The sequence below is a fragment of the Paenibacillus sp. JQZ6Y-1 genome (assembly GCF_040719145.1).
In the GTDB taxonomy this organism is placed as follows: Bacteria; Bacillota; Bacilli; order Paenibacillales; family Paenibacillaceae; genus Saccharibacillus; species Saccharibacillus kandeliae.
Map to the genome: position 1 here is coordinate 42,684 of NZ_JBFDUZ010000006.1, position 16,116 is coordinate 58,799.

General features: G+C 47.8%; 13 protein-coding genes. 4 read left to right on the forward strand and 9 right to left on the reverse strand.

Going from position 1 to position 16,116, the window contains the following annotated elements:
- Window positions 1-624: 624 nt before the first annotated feature.
- The 8 genes from ABXR35_RS21770 to isdC form a co-directional block, all read right to left on the reverse strand.
- Window positions 625-1,731, reverse strand: a complete 1,107-nt coding sequence (locus ABXR35_RS21770) for an MBL fold metallo-hydrolase (RefSeq protein WP_367064169.1) — start codon at window positions 1,729-1,731, stop codon at window positions 625-627.
- Between the two features lie 143 nt (window positions 1,732-1,874).
- The gene (locus ABXR35_RS21775; RefSeq protein WP_367064170.1) at window positions 1,875-2,660 is read right to left on the reverse strand and encodes an ABC transporter ATP-binding protein; all 786 of its coding nucleotides are present in this window, start codon (window positions 2,658-2,660) and stop codon (window positions 1,875-1,877) included.
- Window positions 2,650-3,720: a FecCD family ABC transporter permease gene (locus ABXR35_RS21780; RefSeq protein ID WP_367064171.1), complete on the reverse strand. Its 1,071-nt coding sequence runs from the start codon at window positions 3,718-3,720 to the stop codon at window positions 2,650-2,652. Before ABXR35_RS21780 ends, ABXR35_RS21775 begins: the two co-directional genes overlap by 11 nt.
- 30 nt (window positions 3,721-3,750) lie before the next feature.
- Entirely contained in the window at window positions 3,751-4,650 is a 900-nt protein-coding gene (gene isdE / locus ABXR35_RS21785; protein ID WP_367064276.1) for a heme ABC transporter substrate-binding protein IsdE, read from the reverse strand.
- Window positions 4,651-4,891: 241 nt separating this feature from the next.
- Window positions 4,892-9,190, reverse strand: coding sequence for an NEAT domain-containing protein (locus tag ABXR35_RS21790; RefSeq protein WP_367064172.1), 4,299 nt, complete (start codon window positions 9,188-9,190; stop codon window positions 4,892-4,894).
- Between the two features lie 156 nt (window positions 9,191-9,346).
- Complete coding sequence (locus ABXR35_RS21795) at window positions 9,347-9,835, reverse strand: NEAT domain-containing protein (protein WP_367064173.1); 489 nt, start codon at window positions 9,833-9,835, stop codon at window positions 9,347-9,349.
- A gap of 88 nt (window positions 9,836-9,923) precedes the next feature.
- A complete protein-coding gene (locus ABXR35_RS21800) occupies window positions 9,924-10,409 on the reverse strand; it encodes an NEAT domain-containing protein (protein ID WP_367064174.1) in 486 nt (161 codons plus the stop codon).
- 27 nt (window positions 10,410-10,436) lie between these two features.
- On the reverse strand, window positions 10,437-10,910 hold the full coding sequence (gene isdC, locus ABXR35_RS21805; RefSeq protein ID WP_367064175.1) for a heme uptake protein IsdC: 474 nt from the start codon (window positions 10,908-10,910) through the stop codon (window positions 10,437-10,439).
- A 449-nt stretch (window positions 10,911-11,359) separates the two neighbouring features.
- Here isdC and ABXR35_RS21810 point away from each other — a divergent pair, with 449 nt between their 5' ends.
- The 4 genes from ABXR35_RS21810 to isdG are packed head-to-tail and all read left to right on the forward strand — an operon-like array spanning window position 11,360 to window position 14,561.
- Window positions 11,360-12,343 carry an ABC transporter substrate-binding protein gene (locus tag ABXR35_RS21810; protein WP_367064277.1) on the forward strand — a complete coding sequence of 328 codons (984 nt, stop codon included), beginning with the start codon at window positions 11,360-11,362 and terminating at the stop codon, window positions 12,341-12,343.
- A complete protein-coding gene (locus tag ABXR35_RS21815; RefSeq protein WP_367064176.1) occupies window positions 12,336-13,346 on the forward strand; it encodes a FecCD family ABC transporter permease in 1,011 nt (336 codons plus the stop codon). The genes ABXR35_RS21810 and ABXR35_RS21815 overlap by 8 nt, the downstream gene beginning before the upstream one ends.
- Window positions 13,343-14,257: an ABC transporter ATP-binding protein gene (locus tag ABXR35_RS21820; RefSeq protein ID WP_367064177.1), complete on the forward strand. Its 915-nt coding sequence runs from the start codon at window positions 13,343-13,345 to the stop codon at window positions 14,255-14,257. The genes ABXR35_RS21815 and ABXR35_RS21820 overlap by 4 nt, the downstream gene beginning before the upstream one ends.
- On the forward strand, window positions 14,223-14,561 hold the full coding sequence (gene isdG, locus ABXR35_RS21825) for a heme oxygenase (RefSeq protein WP_367064178.1): 339 nt from the start codon (window positions 14,223-14,225) through the stop codon (window positions 14,559-14,561). Before ABXR35_RS21820 ends, isdG begins: the two co-directional genes overlap by 35 nt.
- 282 nt (window positions 14,562-14,843) lie before the next feature.
- Here the strand turns inward: isdG and ABXR35_RS21830 are convergent, their stop codons facing one another.
- Window positions 14,844-15,974, reverse strand: a complete 1,131-nt coding sequence (locus ABXR35_RS21830) for a helix-turn-helix transcriptional regulator (RefSeq protein ID WP_367064179.1) — start codon at window positions 15,972-15,974, stop codon at window positions 14,844-14,846.
- Window positions 15,975-16,116: the final 142 nt, after the last annotated feature.

Consider the following 16,116-nt stretch of genomic DNA (forward strand, 5'->3'; position numbering starts at 1 on the left):
GCAATCGCTGCGGGAAAGGATTTGACCACGTCCTCCGGTGGAGCACAGGAATCTACGGAATGGGTGGGAAGGTAGATTCCTGTGCTCCAAGGTCGTCCTTTGGTCAAATTCCCTTCCCTTCGCTTGGTGGGGTTAGGGGCATCTGAACCTCGAACCTCGAACCTTGAACGCCAAACCTTGAAAATCGGACGTCAAATCTCATACATTGGGCTTTCAACTCAACTCAACTCAACTCAACTCAACTCAACTCAACTCAACTCAACTCAACTCAAACAATGGTGGGTCGGTTATGCTTGAGGGTCAAGCTTTTTTATATAGGAGCAAATATTTGCTTCTATATAATATGTAGATATATGTGGATGTAGATATATCTGTTTGTTGTGTTTTGTATGGTGGAGAGTTGAGTATTGGATGTCTCTTTTGGAGCTACTTGTTGCGTTGGTAGTGCTTTAGGATTGAGGTGGTACTGCGCTTTCTTTTTTTCTGAAGGGTATGGTGTTGTAGTAGTGCAAGTCATGAAAAAAAGCCTCTTCTTCGTATTGAGAAGAGGAGGCTTTTTCACGACTTGTGGTGATTGTATGGGATGGTATCGTGGGATGAGTGAGTTATATGGGTTATGGGCTGTTATAACGCATCGGCGCGGCAGGCGTCGGCGCGTTGTTCGGCTTCTTCATCTAGTAGACCGTGTACGATTAGGGTCTCGCCGTAGCCAAGGACGCGAATGCGGTCTTGTTGGATATTTAGGCGGTCTCGTTCGGCTTCTAAACGATCAAGTGCTTCGCGCGCGGTGTCGTCGGCGAGCTTGAATGTTCCGTAATGCATGGGCACCATGATCTCGGCGCATACGTCGCAGAAGGCGCGCAGTGCTTCTTCGGGGGTTGTATGCTGAGAGCTGCTGAACCATTCAGGATCGTAAGCACCGATAGGTAGCAATGCGACGTCAATGCGATGTCGTCGCCCAATATCGATAAAGCCGGGAAAGTATCCGCTATCTCCTGCAAAATATACGGTTGGCGGCACTGGGCGATGGATATATCCCATCTCTTCGCTCTTGCCGACCTCTGGGATTTTGGGACGTGGATGGGTAGGGTCCTGCTCGGTATTCCACACATTATGCGGTTCATCTGGCATCACCGGATGCTGTACAGGTTCCAATACATAGCCTCCCCAGTGGGATGTATTGGTATCCAGCAGTGTCCGCCGACTCCAATGCTGGGTCGGGACAAAGGTAATATTGGCATCGCCCATTCGGAACGTTTCCCACCACTTCATTTCATGGCAACGATGAAAACCTTTGCGTACCATTTTGGATTTTAAGCCTTGTGGCACCAAGATGGTAGTCGAACTGCGATACAGCTTGCGGATGGAATTGATATGCATATGATCGTAATGAGAATGCGAGATTAGGATGATGTCGATTGGGGGAATATCCTCAATCGGAATCCCCGGCTGACCAATACGCTTTTGAAAAGCAAGACGTTGCGCCCATACCGGATCTGTCACGATATTCAGTCCCTCGTATTGGATAAAAAAGGTCGAGTGCCCGATCCATGTAATGGAAGCATCGTCGCGATTGGCATGCAGATAATCCATTTCCGGCTGATGATTGGGCACGAGGTAAGAGCGGTCACGAGTCGCCTTTTTGCGCCGATCCTCCCGCCACTGACGAAATTGCTTGAGCGTCTTGTCGATACTGACGTTGTCGATGTTATGATAACGAGTTTTTGGCATACAGATGCTGTCCTCCCGCATACGAAGTATAAGATGCCCGAATCCAAAGCAAATGCCAGGGCTGCGTCATCCACAGTACCCTGGCATCGTTGGCAGCAGGCTTTCAACTGGGCTGGCTGTCTTTATTGGTATATTACCCGCTTTCAGACAGGCCGCAACACTGCCTGCATTGGCACGATATAGACACCAGCCTCTTCATCGCGGCGCACTAGCACCTGCACATCGTACACTTCCTGTATGAGATCAGCCGTCAACATATCATGCGGATGCCCAGATGATAGTATTCGTCCATCCTTCATGGCGATAATCACATCGCTATAGCGTAGCGCCTGATTAATATCATGCAATACCATCACAATGGTTAAGCCATATTCCCGATTGAGCCGATGAATCAGCTCCATAATTTCCAATTGGTAAAACAGATCCAGATACGTCGTCGGCTCATCGAGAAATAGAATCGGTGTCCGCTGTGCAAGCGCCATCGCAATCCAGACGCGTTGCCGTTCGCCACCTGACAATTGATCCAGCGTACGGAAGCGGCGCTGCTCCAGATTGGTGCAGGCAATCGCCCACTCGACCGCCTCTTCATCCTCTGCCTTGTTACTGGCAAACATTCTCTTGTACGGCATCCGTCCGAAGCTGACCAGCCTTTCTACTGTCAGATCATCCGGCGCTTCGTTCTGCTGATGCACGACTGCTAGCTGCTTTGCCAGCTCAAGCGGACGATAGCGAGCGATAGCTTTACCATCCAGTATGACCTCGCCCTGTCGCGGTTTGCCGTTGTTGGACATAACGCTCAATAATGTAGATTTACCGCAGCCGTTTGGACCGATAATGGTCGTGATTTTGCCTTGTTCAATCGTTACCTGTACACCATGCAGTCGGTCGATTTTGCCATCATATGAAAAAGTAATCTGATTAACGTCCATAGATGACATCACTCCTCCGAATTAGGAAAATCAAGAACGGTCCACCGATCACTGCCATAATGATTGACGCGGGAATCTCTTGCGGTGCCAGCACGGTTCGACCAAGCGTATCGGCAAGCAGCAGCAACAAGCCGCCCGCCAGCGCACTAAATGGAATCAACCATTTATGATCTGAACCGACCAGTTGTCTGCCAATATGCGGAATAAGCAGTCCGATAAATACAATCACACCTGCAATCGCTGTCGCCGTCGATGCCAAAATGACCGCCACCACCGAGATCAGCACCCGTGCCAGCGTAACATTTAATCCTAGATTGCGAGCCGTCTTTTCCTGTAACGACAAATAATTGCACCATGTTGCCACCAGCAGCGCCAGCACCAGACCGATGCCGCCGTACCAGAGCATCACATCGACATCGACCCACTTTTTCATCGATAGCGTGGATGTGGTTACCTGATTAATACTGGTCACTGCATAACTCCCCCGATAATTAAACGACTGCCCCAGCCCGGAAAAGATTGCATTCACCGCAACTCCGATCAGAATCAGCCGAACCGGATGCAGCCCGGAGCGCCAAGAGAACATATATACCATCAGACACGCCAGCGCACCGCCCAGAAAGGAAAAGACCGGCATCCAGAAATATAGCGCTGGGAAAACTGTCACCGCAATCAACGATACGAGCGCTGCCCCAGACGAGATACCGATCACGCCAGAGTCTGCGAGCGGATTCTTCATCACCGCCTGAAACAGCACCCCAGCAACCGCCAATGCCGCCCCTGCCATGACCGCAATAATAATACGCGGCAGCCGCAAATCGCGCACCACATTCACCTGTGCATCATCGCCAGTCCACAATCCCTGTACCAGTTGCAGCGCACCAACACGCAAACTGCCGGTCATCGCCGAATACAGTACCACGGCAATTAGCAGCACTACAATTCCAATAAAGCTCCATAGCCTCTTTTTCTCCTGACGACGGTAGATAAAATGTGTATCATCACTTTGTCTGTCCGTACGCCCCGCTGCCACGGAGGGCGTTTGCATAGTCGGCAACATGATTCTCTCCTATTCTTACATAGATTGGTATTATTTCGAGTCCGGGTACATCATTTGAACCAGTTCATCCAGCGCGTCGTTGGCGGACAGGCTGGCAGTAGTGCCAAATAACGGTTCTGGCAAATCGTAAACACGACCGTTTTGTACAGCATTAAAGTGCTTCCAGATGTCATTCGTTTTGAATTCTTCATCAAACATCTTCACTACTTCCTCTGGCATGCCATGCGCAGCGCGTAGGATAATATCCGGGTTGGATTGCTGCAAATATTCGGTATTGGATGCTAGATACTCCACATCCTCGCCCTGCACAATATTCGTACCGCCCGCAATCTTTACTAGATCGCCGATATACGAATTCTCAGTCGCTACCAGATAACTGCCCGGTACACCAAGCAAAATCAGTACCTTTGGTGACGGCTTGCCTGCCACCTTCTGCTTGATCTCAGCCACTTTGCTTTGCAGCTTACTATTCACCTCTTGTGCCTGCTCTACCCGGTCAAAGCGTGCGCCTAGCTTGGTGATTTCAGCTTCCATATTGCTCAGACTTTCAAAATTCAAAAACTCGGCGTTGATGTTCAGCCCTTTGAATTTCGGTTCCAGATCGTATTGGAGCGTCGTTACGGATAAAATATCGGTCGGACTCAGTGACATTACCTTTTCCATATCGGGGCTCATGGGGTTGCCTACATCTGGTATATCCTTGTAACGCTCTGGAAGCGTCTTACTGCTGGTCGGTTTGCCTACCAGATCAAGATCAAGCGCGTTAGCAATTTCAGTAATCGCCACTGTAGTAGCAACGATACGCGCCTGACTATTGCTAGTTGTGCTTGTATTGTCCGCAGCAGCACTCGTGGCTGTTGTCCCGGATGCAGACGAGCAGCCAGACAAGATTAGAAACAGCAAAACCAACAGTGACAATCCACGATATATTGGCTTGCGTGTGGATACCACTGTTGCGGTTGCTGCTGTACGCGTATCGATTGCGGCGCGACGGGATGAATGTATAGACACGTTGTTCCCTCCTTATCTCAAACATCTCAGAATCTCCCCAAAATCTTTCTCAAAAATCTTTTTCAAAAATAGTTTCCAAAATGCCTGCAAGCCCTGGCACAAAGCAATGCCAAGACTTGCAAGCGTACAGACGATTGGTGCCTGTCTGAATATGGTGTTGTTAGTTCCGTAGTTTTTTGCTAGCTTCGTCAAATTTAATTTGTATGGTATACCAGTGATCATACGGCACGCCGCCGATGATCAGACCCGGTACGATCACATGCGTGTAGGCATTGATTTTGCTGGACAATTGATCCACTTTGAAACGAACGACAGTGGTTGTACCAGTCGAGGATACCTTTTCCACGTCCTTCAGCGCGCCGTCCTGCTCGACTTGTAGTACAGGCATCCAGCTGCCGTTGTTCAGGGTCAGTTCAGCATAGGTTGTGCCATTCTCTTCGACCAAGGTGGCGACTGGATTCACATAATCGTTCATCACGGACAATTCACTGCTCTTGTCCTTGTACACTTTGACATTGATACTATATCTCTGTGCCGATGCTTGTGTTGCAGGCGTTTCGGTTGTATCGGCATTGCTGGTGCTGGAACCGTTCGCGCCTGTCGTTGCTTCTTCTGCTGGAACAGCGCCAGTTGTACCGGATGGATGGGCAGGAGTCGCTTCCGCAGTTGGTGCAGGTTGTGTCTCGGTGTTGGAATCCGACGATTTCAACGTTGCACGGTCGAACAGCAGTTGACCACCCAGCTTCTCGTTGTTCATATAGCGGGACGAGACATTGGCATGAGCGAAGATGCTCAGCTTGCTATCCAGATCAGGAACTTCGAATGTTACCGTGCGGGACTTGTTGCCGTCTTGCGATTGGGACAGCACCTGCGGCGCTGTATATTTACCTTCGTGATCGGTCATAAATACAGGTACTGCTTCACTATCTGCAATCGTGATAGTCGCATACACCTTACCGTCTTTTGCCGTTAATTTGGCGTTACGATCCAGATAAGGTGTCAGCACAGAGTCTGCATCAGAGCCATTTTTCAAAATGCGGTACGTAGCAGTGTATTCGCCATCCGCAATATTGTTGGTGCCTTTGCCGCTTGCTGTATCCGTCACAGCGCTATCCGCAGTTACGGACGCGGTATCGAATTTGAAGGCAAAATCGTATACCGTATCGCTGCTGTCCGATGTACTGGCGATACTAACGCCACCAGTCGTTACAAGCTGTGCCGGTACATTTTTCGTATAGTCAGATACGCTGAATTTGACCGTTTTGGTATTCTTGACGTCATCGCTGCTAACTACTTCGGCATCCGTATAGGCATTGTTGTTGGAAATACGCAGCGCTTTGATGTTGTTACCGTTTTTCAATGTCATCGTGACATAGCGACTGCCATGTTCTACAGTCAGCTGTACCGGCTTATCCGCTGATACAAAGCGATCTAGCGGAGACGCTGTACCAGAAGCCACACCCGGCATTACAATGCTGAACGGCAGTTTGTACGTACCGACTGCCAGATTGGTAAAGTCGAGCGGAACGGTTGTCGTTGCTGCGGATAGTGTTGGCGATTCATACGGCATGAGCGAACCGATTTGCAGATCGACATCATACGTATGATCGTAATCTACGCCGCCCACTTGCAGACCGGGTACAATGACATGCGTATTGATCTTCACTTTGCGCGGCAGCTCGGTTACTGGGAATTGAACGACTCGTGTGTCGCCAGATGCTTCAATCACTTGCGCCTCTTGTCCTCCGACTTTGAACGTTTTGATCCAATCACTTTTTTGCAGCTTGACTTGTACATAGTATTTGCCGGATTTCTTGAGTACCGTTGCTGGTTTGGCAAGATATTCATCCATTACGGAAACTTCTTTGGTTCCGTATTTGTAGGCTGTTAGAGACGCACTGTATTTGCCGTCCGCCATACCATCTGGTGTTGTGGTGACGGATTGCACGGAATTCGGGTCCATGTACAAACGTACCGACTGCACCTCATCAGCAGAAGATTTTAGCTTCATCTCTGCATTCGTGATCGTTTGCAGCGATGAAGTACGGAACGATACAGTACGCTGATTTTTAGTGGTATCTTCATTTAGTGTTTGAACGTCGCTATAGATTCCATTCTCGCCAATCTGGAAGCTTGTGATCTGGTCGCTATTGTTCAACGTAAAGGAAGCTGTATACAGCCCATCTTTAACACTAATGTTAACCGTATGATCCAGATCGCTATCCAACGGTGAGTTTGTATCTTCATTGGATTGCCAAGCATGCAGATCGGCAGTATAGTTCCCATCCGCTAAAGCGAAAGGCTGCGGCTGCTTCAGTGGCTTCGTAAAACCAATCTGTACGGTATACCAGTGATCATAGGGCATTCCACCAATTTGCAAGTCTGGTATAACAACATGCGTATATACCGTAGCTCCTTTGGCTACACTATCTATGGGAAATTCAATGGTTCTTGTATCATTTGTTTGAGCAATCACTGTTGCTTCCTGATATTGATTGTTCACTTTGGTTTGGAACGATGGAATCCAAGCGCTGTTTTTCAATACGACCTGCACTTTGGATTTACCGGATTCTACAATCAATGTTGCAGGTTTTGCTAGATAACTATCCATCACCGAAACTTCGGAGCTGTCCAATTTGTATACGGAAAAAGGAATGTTGTATATTCCATCGGTATATTCGGGTTGGGTTGGTTCCGTTGGTGGTATCACTTTTGCAGTCAAACTAGACGCGTCGAATGCCAGACGAATATTGTAGTCTGCTTCATACGTTGGTGTAGCTTTTACATGCACCTGAGCGTTCAACACATCATCCAAATTCGCTACTTGGAAGCGAACGGTGCGTGTATTGTTGGCGGCGTCTTGACTGACCGTTTCCGACTCAATCAACTTACCGTCAACTTGCGTTTTTAAGCTAGTTACGACACTGCTGCTTTTCACATCAAAGGATACATAGTACTTGCCATCTTGAGCTGTAAATGTAGCTGGTGTTGTAAAATAATTCGCCATTGATGAGGTTTGATCTTTGGTGGCGTGCAGCACGGCATAATTCAGCGTATAGTCCCCATTATCATATAGAGGTGTCTGCACTCCACTATCGAATTGGAACTGGACATAATACCAGTTGTCATATCCGATGCCCGGAATGACCACATGCGTATATGCGTCCAATTTTTGTGTAACATCACCGATTGGGAATTGAACAATACGTGTGTTGTTCCCGCTATCTTGAGATACGGTTTCTACTTCGGTGTACGATCCATTTTGCTTCGTTTGCAAGGAAGGAATCATACTGCTGCTGCCGACAGTCAGGCGAATGTACTGCTGATCCCCTTTGGTCACCAGCTGTGCAGGCTTCTGCATATAGCCGTCCATAATGGACGTTTCTTGGGTACCATCCTTGAGTACGGTATAGTGAATATCTGATACGGTTTCTTCGATCAGACTACTGTTGTCGAATTGGAATTGTACGGTATACCAGTTGTCATAATTCATACTTGAAATAACAACATGTACTTTGGCAGAAATGCTGGTATTGCTCTCTGTCAATGTATCGGCTGGGAATTGCACCGTACGGGTATCGTTGGCTGTATCTTTTGCAATGATGCCTACGTTGGTATACGCACCATTCACATCTGTTTGAAGCTCCGTTACCATGCTGCTGCTATTGATGCCCAGTTGGATATAGCGCTTATGATCCGCTGTTGTCACCAGAGTGGCAGGCTTTTGCATGTAGCTGTCCATCATAGACTTTTCGTTCGTGCCGTCTTTGAGGACGGTGTAGGTTAGGCTTTGCTTAGTACCTGTTACCGGCTCAACCAGCTCAGGATCGGTTGGCGTTGGAGTAGGTGTTGTGGTTTCTTCTTTGATCAATGTCGAGGTATCCAGAACTAGATAACCCGAACCGTCCACATCGTTAAATTTGTAATTTAATGTGATCTGACTGTTCAGATCATAGACATCAAAGCTGACTCTCGTGTAGTTTTTGGCAGCAGAGCTACTGGTTGCAGCTTGTGTTTCCTGTGTGTAGACTGCTGTACTGGTTTGATCATTTTGAGTCGCCGTCAGATCCGTAAAGCTGCTGGCGTTGATACCGCGGAAACTGAATGTATATTGACCATTTTTTACAATAATACGACCGGGACGATCGGCATTGCCGTAGCTTTCGCGGAATGCAGTAACTTCTCTGCTAGTATCATTCGTACGAACAACTTTGTAGCCAATCGTATACTGTCCATCTGCATACGTATCGTATGTCGCCGTCGTAGCCGTAGAGTATTGAAATGCACTCAGCGGGTCCTGCGAAGGGACGTGTATCGGTGTATTCGCTGGAGTATAGGTGTCATTGCTGACTGTTTCGGATGAGGAATCGCCATAGGTGTCGGCACTCACGCTGCTAGAATGGGAATCACCGCTGCCAGTCTCCTCTGCGAATGCGGAAGGCAGCGCTGGTGAAATCATAGAAACCAGCATCACAAAAACAATACATTTTATTACATATGGTGCAAAGCGCCTTTTCAAAGTCATGCTCCCCCTGTGAACAAAATAGACTTATCCGGGGCCGGGTGGCCCCAGATAAGCAATAGTGGTTGGTCTACTTTGTCTGTAGTTTTAAAATTAGATGCTGCCTTCGTCAAACAAATATTGAACAGTGTAAGTATTGTCGTATGGTTGACCTGCCACTTCTGCTGGAACCACGACATGGATTTGTGCATTTACTTTGGCAGACAGATCACTAACTGGGAACGTGTATGTTACGGTGTCACCGCTTGTTGTTGAAGTAGCGGCAACATAGGTTCCGTTTTGTTGTGTTTTGAGGGATTTGATCCAATCTTTATGATTCAGTGTTACTTTGACTGTTGCTTTGCCGCCAGATACGATCAGCGTAGCGGGTTTACGGGAATACTCCGAGCTATCCATATACGAAGCATTGTTGGTGCCATTCGCGTATACGGTGTAGTCGATTTGGTACGTGCCATCTGCAATCGCTGCATCTGCTTTGGATGACCATGGTGCCATCAAGGCGCCAACGAGAGCGACGATCATAGCGATCATCAGTGCTTTTAACCATGTTCCTTTATCCATACGGTTCATTGTCATATTCATTGTATTCATTCTCCTTCTTGTGTAGTTGGATGAACGGTTCCTTCATTCCCCATTCCGTCTTACAGCGTGTAGTGTAAATAACCTGTGATTACTCCGCGCTGGAAGAATCGAATGTCAGGTCAACATTGTATTTGCCAGTGTAGTTGATAACTGGGATTTTGATCTCAGCGTAAGCGTTCAGAGTTGCATCCAGATCAGCAACTGGGAATTCAACAACACGCGTGTTGTTCGCTGTGTTTGTGCTAATGACAGTTGCGTCAACCAGTTGACCGTTTTGTTCCACCTTGAACGCTGTGATCAGATTGCTGCTGGTGATCGTAATACGGGCTTTGGTTACACCATTTGCTACGGTTACGGTTGCTGGTTTCACAACATAGCTATCCAGACGGGACGTATTGGACGTGCCATCTGCTAGTACTTTGTAATCTACAGAATACGTTCCATTTGCCAATGCTGCGTGTGCTTGGCTCGCGCCGAATGGCAGGATCAGAATGCCTAGCAAAGCGGTCAGTACGATAGACATCAGTGTATGTTTAAAGCTCCATTTTTGATTACGGTTGATCGCGATATTCATAACAACACTCTCCTCGATTGAGATGGATTAGTTTACTTTTTTCAGGCTGCTTCGATCAAACTTGAAGCGAATCGTGTAGTCATGGTCGTAGTTGTAGGAAGGTACAGTAACGTGAATTTGCGAGATCATGGGATTGTTGATGCTCGCAATCGGGAATTGGACGATACGCGTATCTTTGGTCTTGTTATGTTTGAGCACGGTGCTATTTACGATTTTGCCTTTGTACTTCACCTTGAACTGGGTTGTCCAAGCACTATGGTTCACCGTAATTTGCATCGTCATTTTGCTGCCAGTCACATATAATTTGGCAGGCTTCTCAAAATAATCGTTTGCCATCGATACGGAATTATCTTCCGCCCGCACAATATCGTAATCCAGCGTATATGTACCTACAGCCGGTCGGGATGATGAAGCTGCTATAGCGGAAGATGGTGCGGTTCCGACGACAAGCAAGACTGTCATGATCATCCACACTACCGACAACGTGAATACCCGTTTCATTGGTGACAGGGTTCCTCCTTTCGATGGGAAATAAGTCATACCGGCGAAATCAATTGATTATCATTCTCAATTGATTTCAAAAAATAAATGCCCTCTCAGGACATGTGAAATGCTAATTTTTTCCTCCCTGTTCATGATCAGGAACGATGTGTGCATTACACAATGCCAATGGTAGACTATATTTTTCATACTTGTCAATACGTCAATATTTCCTTAATCCCTCATAAAATCAGGCATGAAAAGCAGGGTTTTTATTTTATATTCATCTATACGCATCAAAAGCTAACATGAATTTCAGGAGCATTCCCCAAAAAAAATAAATTAAAATTCATTTTAATGTTGACGACTCAAATGATATTAATTATCATTTAGATTAAGTTAATTGAAAACGATTATCAATTAACGCGGTATAATATTTTGTATACAAATAGCAGGAGGAATAGATGTTTATGAAGGCTTCGTATCTCGGTTTATCCGTCCTGCTGATGTGTGCACTTGCCGGATGCAGTCAACCGACTGCTAGCAGCTCATCGACTACAACAGGCTCGACAGTCGCCGAAGCGACAGAAGCATCAGTGACGGTTACCGATTTTGCAGGCAGAACGGTTCGTTTACCGCATACCCCACAGCGTATCGTAGCGCTGAGCAATGGTGAGGTGAATATCATTTATGCTCTAGGCGGTACGGTTGTCGGACGTCCCACTTCCAGCAGTGGAGCTGCGGTCAAGGAAGCGGAGAATGTACAGACGATTGGCTCCACCCACGAGATCGATCTGGAAAAGGTCGCACTGCTGCAACCGGATGTTGTACTTGGCAATCATCCGATGAATGAAAAGGACATTCCATCCGTAGAAGGCATCGGTTCGCAAATGATACTGAGCGCCGCCAACTCCGTTGACGATATTCAGCGGCAGATTACTCTGTTCGGACAATTGTTGAACAAACCAGATCAAGCGTCCAGCCTCAACGCGGAGCTGAAGCAGCATATCGCCAAGCTGGCTCAAAACAGTGAAGCCAATGGAGCAAAGCCCAATGTGTTACTCGTCTACGGCGCACCCGGTACATATATGGCGGCACTGCCTAACTCACTCAGCGGTAATATTCTAGAGCTGGCAGGCGGAAATAATATCGCTGCCGAGCTGCCTGGACTGCAAAACTATCCGCAATATGCCCAGCTGAATACTGAGCGGGTAGTAGAAGCTGATCCAGATTATGTATTCATCATGACGCATGGCAATAGCGAGGAAGTGAAAGCCGGTTTTCTCAAGGAGATGCAGGATAATCCGGCATGGAGCAGTGTAAGCGCAGTGAAGAACAATCACGTCGAAGTGCTTCCTTCTGATCTGTTCGGTACCAATCCTGGTACACGCGTAACCGAAGCGCTCGATCTGCTGCACCATCTGCTCTATCCGGCTACATCATCCGATGAGTAACGTCGATATTCGCAGGCGGTCGCGTCGTCGTTTACTGCTCGCCATATTGTTGCCAGCACTACTAGTTGTAGTGTCATTATACAGTATTGCTTATGGCGCGATCTCCATTCCGCTGTCCGATCTACTGGCGGTCGTATTCGGTCAACAGGAATCCGTATACCGCACGATCATTATGGATTTGCGCTTGCCGCGTGTACTGATCGGTATACTGGTGGGTGCCTGTCTCGCTGCCTCTGGTGCACTACTACAAGGCGTTATGAAAAACCCACTCGCTGATCCCGGTATCATCGGCGTCTCGGCAGGTGGCGGGCTGGCAGCGATGGTGACTATGGTGATTTTGCCCCAATTCAGCTATCTGCTGCCAGTAACTGCCTTTATCGGTGCATTTATCACAGCAATCATTATTTACTTCATGGCGTGGGAGCATGGCGCTTCGCCAGTCAAAATCGTACTGGCAGGTGTTGCGGTCAATGCACTACTGGGCGCAGTCACCAATGGCATTATGGTGGTATTCAGCGACCGCGTACAAGCGGTCTTACCGTGGCTGTCTGGCGGATTGAACGGACGCAGCTGGCATCATCTGGAGTTTATGGCACCCTACGCGCTGATTGGTTTGGTGCTATGTCTGTTCGCAATCCAGCCTGCCAATCTGCTGCTGCTCGGTGATGATTCGGCAAAATTGCTCGGGCAACGAGTGGAATTGCAACGATTCATGCTCATCATGCTAGCGGCGCTATTAGCGGGAACAGCAGTCAGCGTAGCGGGATTGGTCGGCTTTGTTGGACTGGTTGTACCGCATATGATCCGATTGTTGATCGGCGAGGATTATCGCTTTCTACTACCGTACTCTATGATTGGCGGCGGTGTGCTGGTTGTGCTAGCAGATCAGATTGCACGTTCGTGGTTTGATCCGATCGAATTGCCAGTCGGTATTCTGCTGGCGGTCATCGGTGCTCCATTCTTCCTTTATCTATTAAAAAGAAAAGGACCGGTGCTGTCATGACATCTGCGCGTAACACATCTACCGCTTCAGCTAAGGACATATTGCTACAGACACCGATCCATTCAGAATCAAGTCCCGATCTCCACTACGCGGTTGATGTCCATGATGTTGCTCTAAATCGCGGTCATTTCCAGCTGGATTCCATTTCACTATCGATTCCGGCAGGCAAAATGACTGCCATCGTCGGACCCAACGGTTCGGGCAAATCCACATTGCTACGCATCATCGTACGGCTGCTCAAGCCGGATCGCGGTGCAGTTCACGTACTTGGACAGCCTTCGTCACAGTACAGCTTGCGAGAATGGTCGCGCCGGATTACGATGCTGCCGCAGCTCAAAGAAGCTCTCCCCCAGCTCACCGTACGTGAACTGGTCGCCTATGGACGCGCCCCACACAAACGGCGCTTTCAGACGCTACCTAGCGCTGAGGATGATGCTATCGTGCAGCAGATGATGGATTGGACAGGCATCACCGCCTACAGTGACCGGATGTTCCATACGCTGTCCGGCGGAGAGCAGCAACGAGCGCGAATTGCTATGGCACTTGCCCAGCAAACACCAATCGTACTGCTGGACGAGCCGACCACCTTTCTCGATATTGCCCATCAATTTGAAGTGATGGACATGCTGCATCGAATCAATCGCGATACCGGCTTGACGATTGTGATGGTGCTGCATGATCTACAGCAGGCAGCCGCTTACTGTGATCACATGATCGCCCTTAAGGGTGGACGGCTGGCTGCACAGGGGCAACCGCTGGAGTTGTTGACGGATGATTTTATTCAACAGGTATACGGCATGAATGCCACTATTAAATATGAAGGGAAGTATCCGGTCATCGTACCGGTCATCCCTCACCATTCAGGAGGAATATCCCATGATCATCGTAACGAACACATCGCAAATCACTAAAGGTAGTGCCCATCTGCTCGTTGAACGTTTTGACAAAGTTGGGAAAGTGGAATACATGGAAGGCTTTCTCGGTCTGGAAGTACTATACAATGACGGCAACAAGGAATACGACGAGGTAGTGATCAGCACCCGCTGGGAATCCAAAGACCATTTCCACGGCTGGACACGCAGCGATGCGTTCCGCGAATCTCACGCTCACCGCAATATTCCAGATTACATTCTGGATAACAAAATCGGTTTTTACGAAGTGAAGATTGTGCGCAATCCGCAGCAATCCCCAAGCGGTGATCAGGCAGCAGTATAAGGATAAGATAGATAGTAGAAGCTGTAAGCAAGATCATATATATAGGTAGCTCGTAGTTGATTCAATCCAAATAGATGTGCGACATATATAAGAAAAATGGCTCTATGCTATATGTACCTGAGTTGATCAAAAAGGCTGTTCCGTTATGATACGGAGCAGCCTTTTCGTCCTATTCTTATGCTTGGTCATTCTTTATTTTATTCATGTTGTCATAGGCTATCATGCTGTATAAGTATAGCTTCACTTCACTTCACTTCACTCTGCTCTTACACAACTATGACACTACCGTTCTACTCCGCGCACATCTCGAATCATCTCGATGTATTGCGTATCGCCAAGTCCATAATGCGTGAACAGCTTCAGCATCTGACGCACTAGCTCCGCCTCTGTTTGCTCTGGATGAGCGAGAATATAGCGTCGCAATTCATGATCTGACTGCTGCAACTGTACATACAATCGTATCCCCTGATACATCACTGGCAATAGATTCTGCTCCGGCATTCTGTGGTGTAGAACGACTTGCTCATATAAGGAAGAAAACGATCCAAGCTTCATCTCCGTTTGCTGTACATCATATGTCTGCTCCTGCACGGTATGGAAGTAAACCGTACCTGTAAACTGCTGCTGTTCCAAATACGCCAGCATCGTCAGCAGATTGAGCTGACAAAACATATCATCCCCAAACCAAAGCACGATACATTTGTAATCATGCAGATGTTCAAATAAAGGCTGTAGCGGATGGATTACAATCTGCTCATAGTCCGGTAAGCTACTGCCGTGTCCTGCTGCTCTGATCGCTTGAAAGCTTGGGCTGAAAATAGGCTGTGTCGCCTCATGCACACACATTGCTTCATTAAAAGGTACATACTGGCTGTCGCCCATCCACTGGTTAGATTGAAACTCCTGATACATCATCTGACCGTTGAGCACGTTCAAAATGTCCTGCTCATATAACTGCTCCACTGTATGTTGCAGGTGAAGAATATCTGCTGTTTTGACCTCGTACATGGATATCGCTCCTTTGCTTGCATCGGGTGAAGATAGATTGCGTTTGGCGTATTGTTGTAAGGGCTGTGGCTGATTGCGGAATGCAGCGGGTGTGATGCCGAATATATCTTTGAATGCTCTGGAAAAGGCTTCCTGCGAGGAGTAGCCGTACTGCACAGCAATGTCGAGAATGCGGTCATCCGTCTCTGCCAATCGGGATGCTGCTAGAAAGGTACGGCGCAACAAAATGTATTTTTTGATGCTAATCCCCGTATGATGACGGAATAGAAATGAGCAATAGAAAGGAGAATAGCCGACTTGTTTGCCTAGCTCTGGCAGAGAAAATTCATGCTGCTGTGCAATCATTTGCTCGATGCTGTCGATCATCTGCTGGACGGGATGATGGGTTAAGTACGATTCATTCATGTGCTGCTCCTTTCTGCTGTTGTGATAAGGTTAGTATAGACGAGAGTGTACGGTTGGAGTTTGATAATCGTTGTGGTGATTATGCCTATGTGTAACCTATGTATCCATCATCCAATGTACATATCTACATATCCTTTCTCCT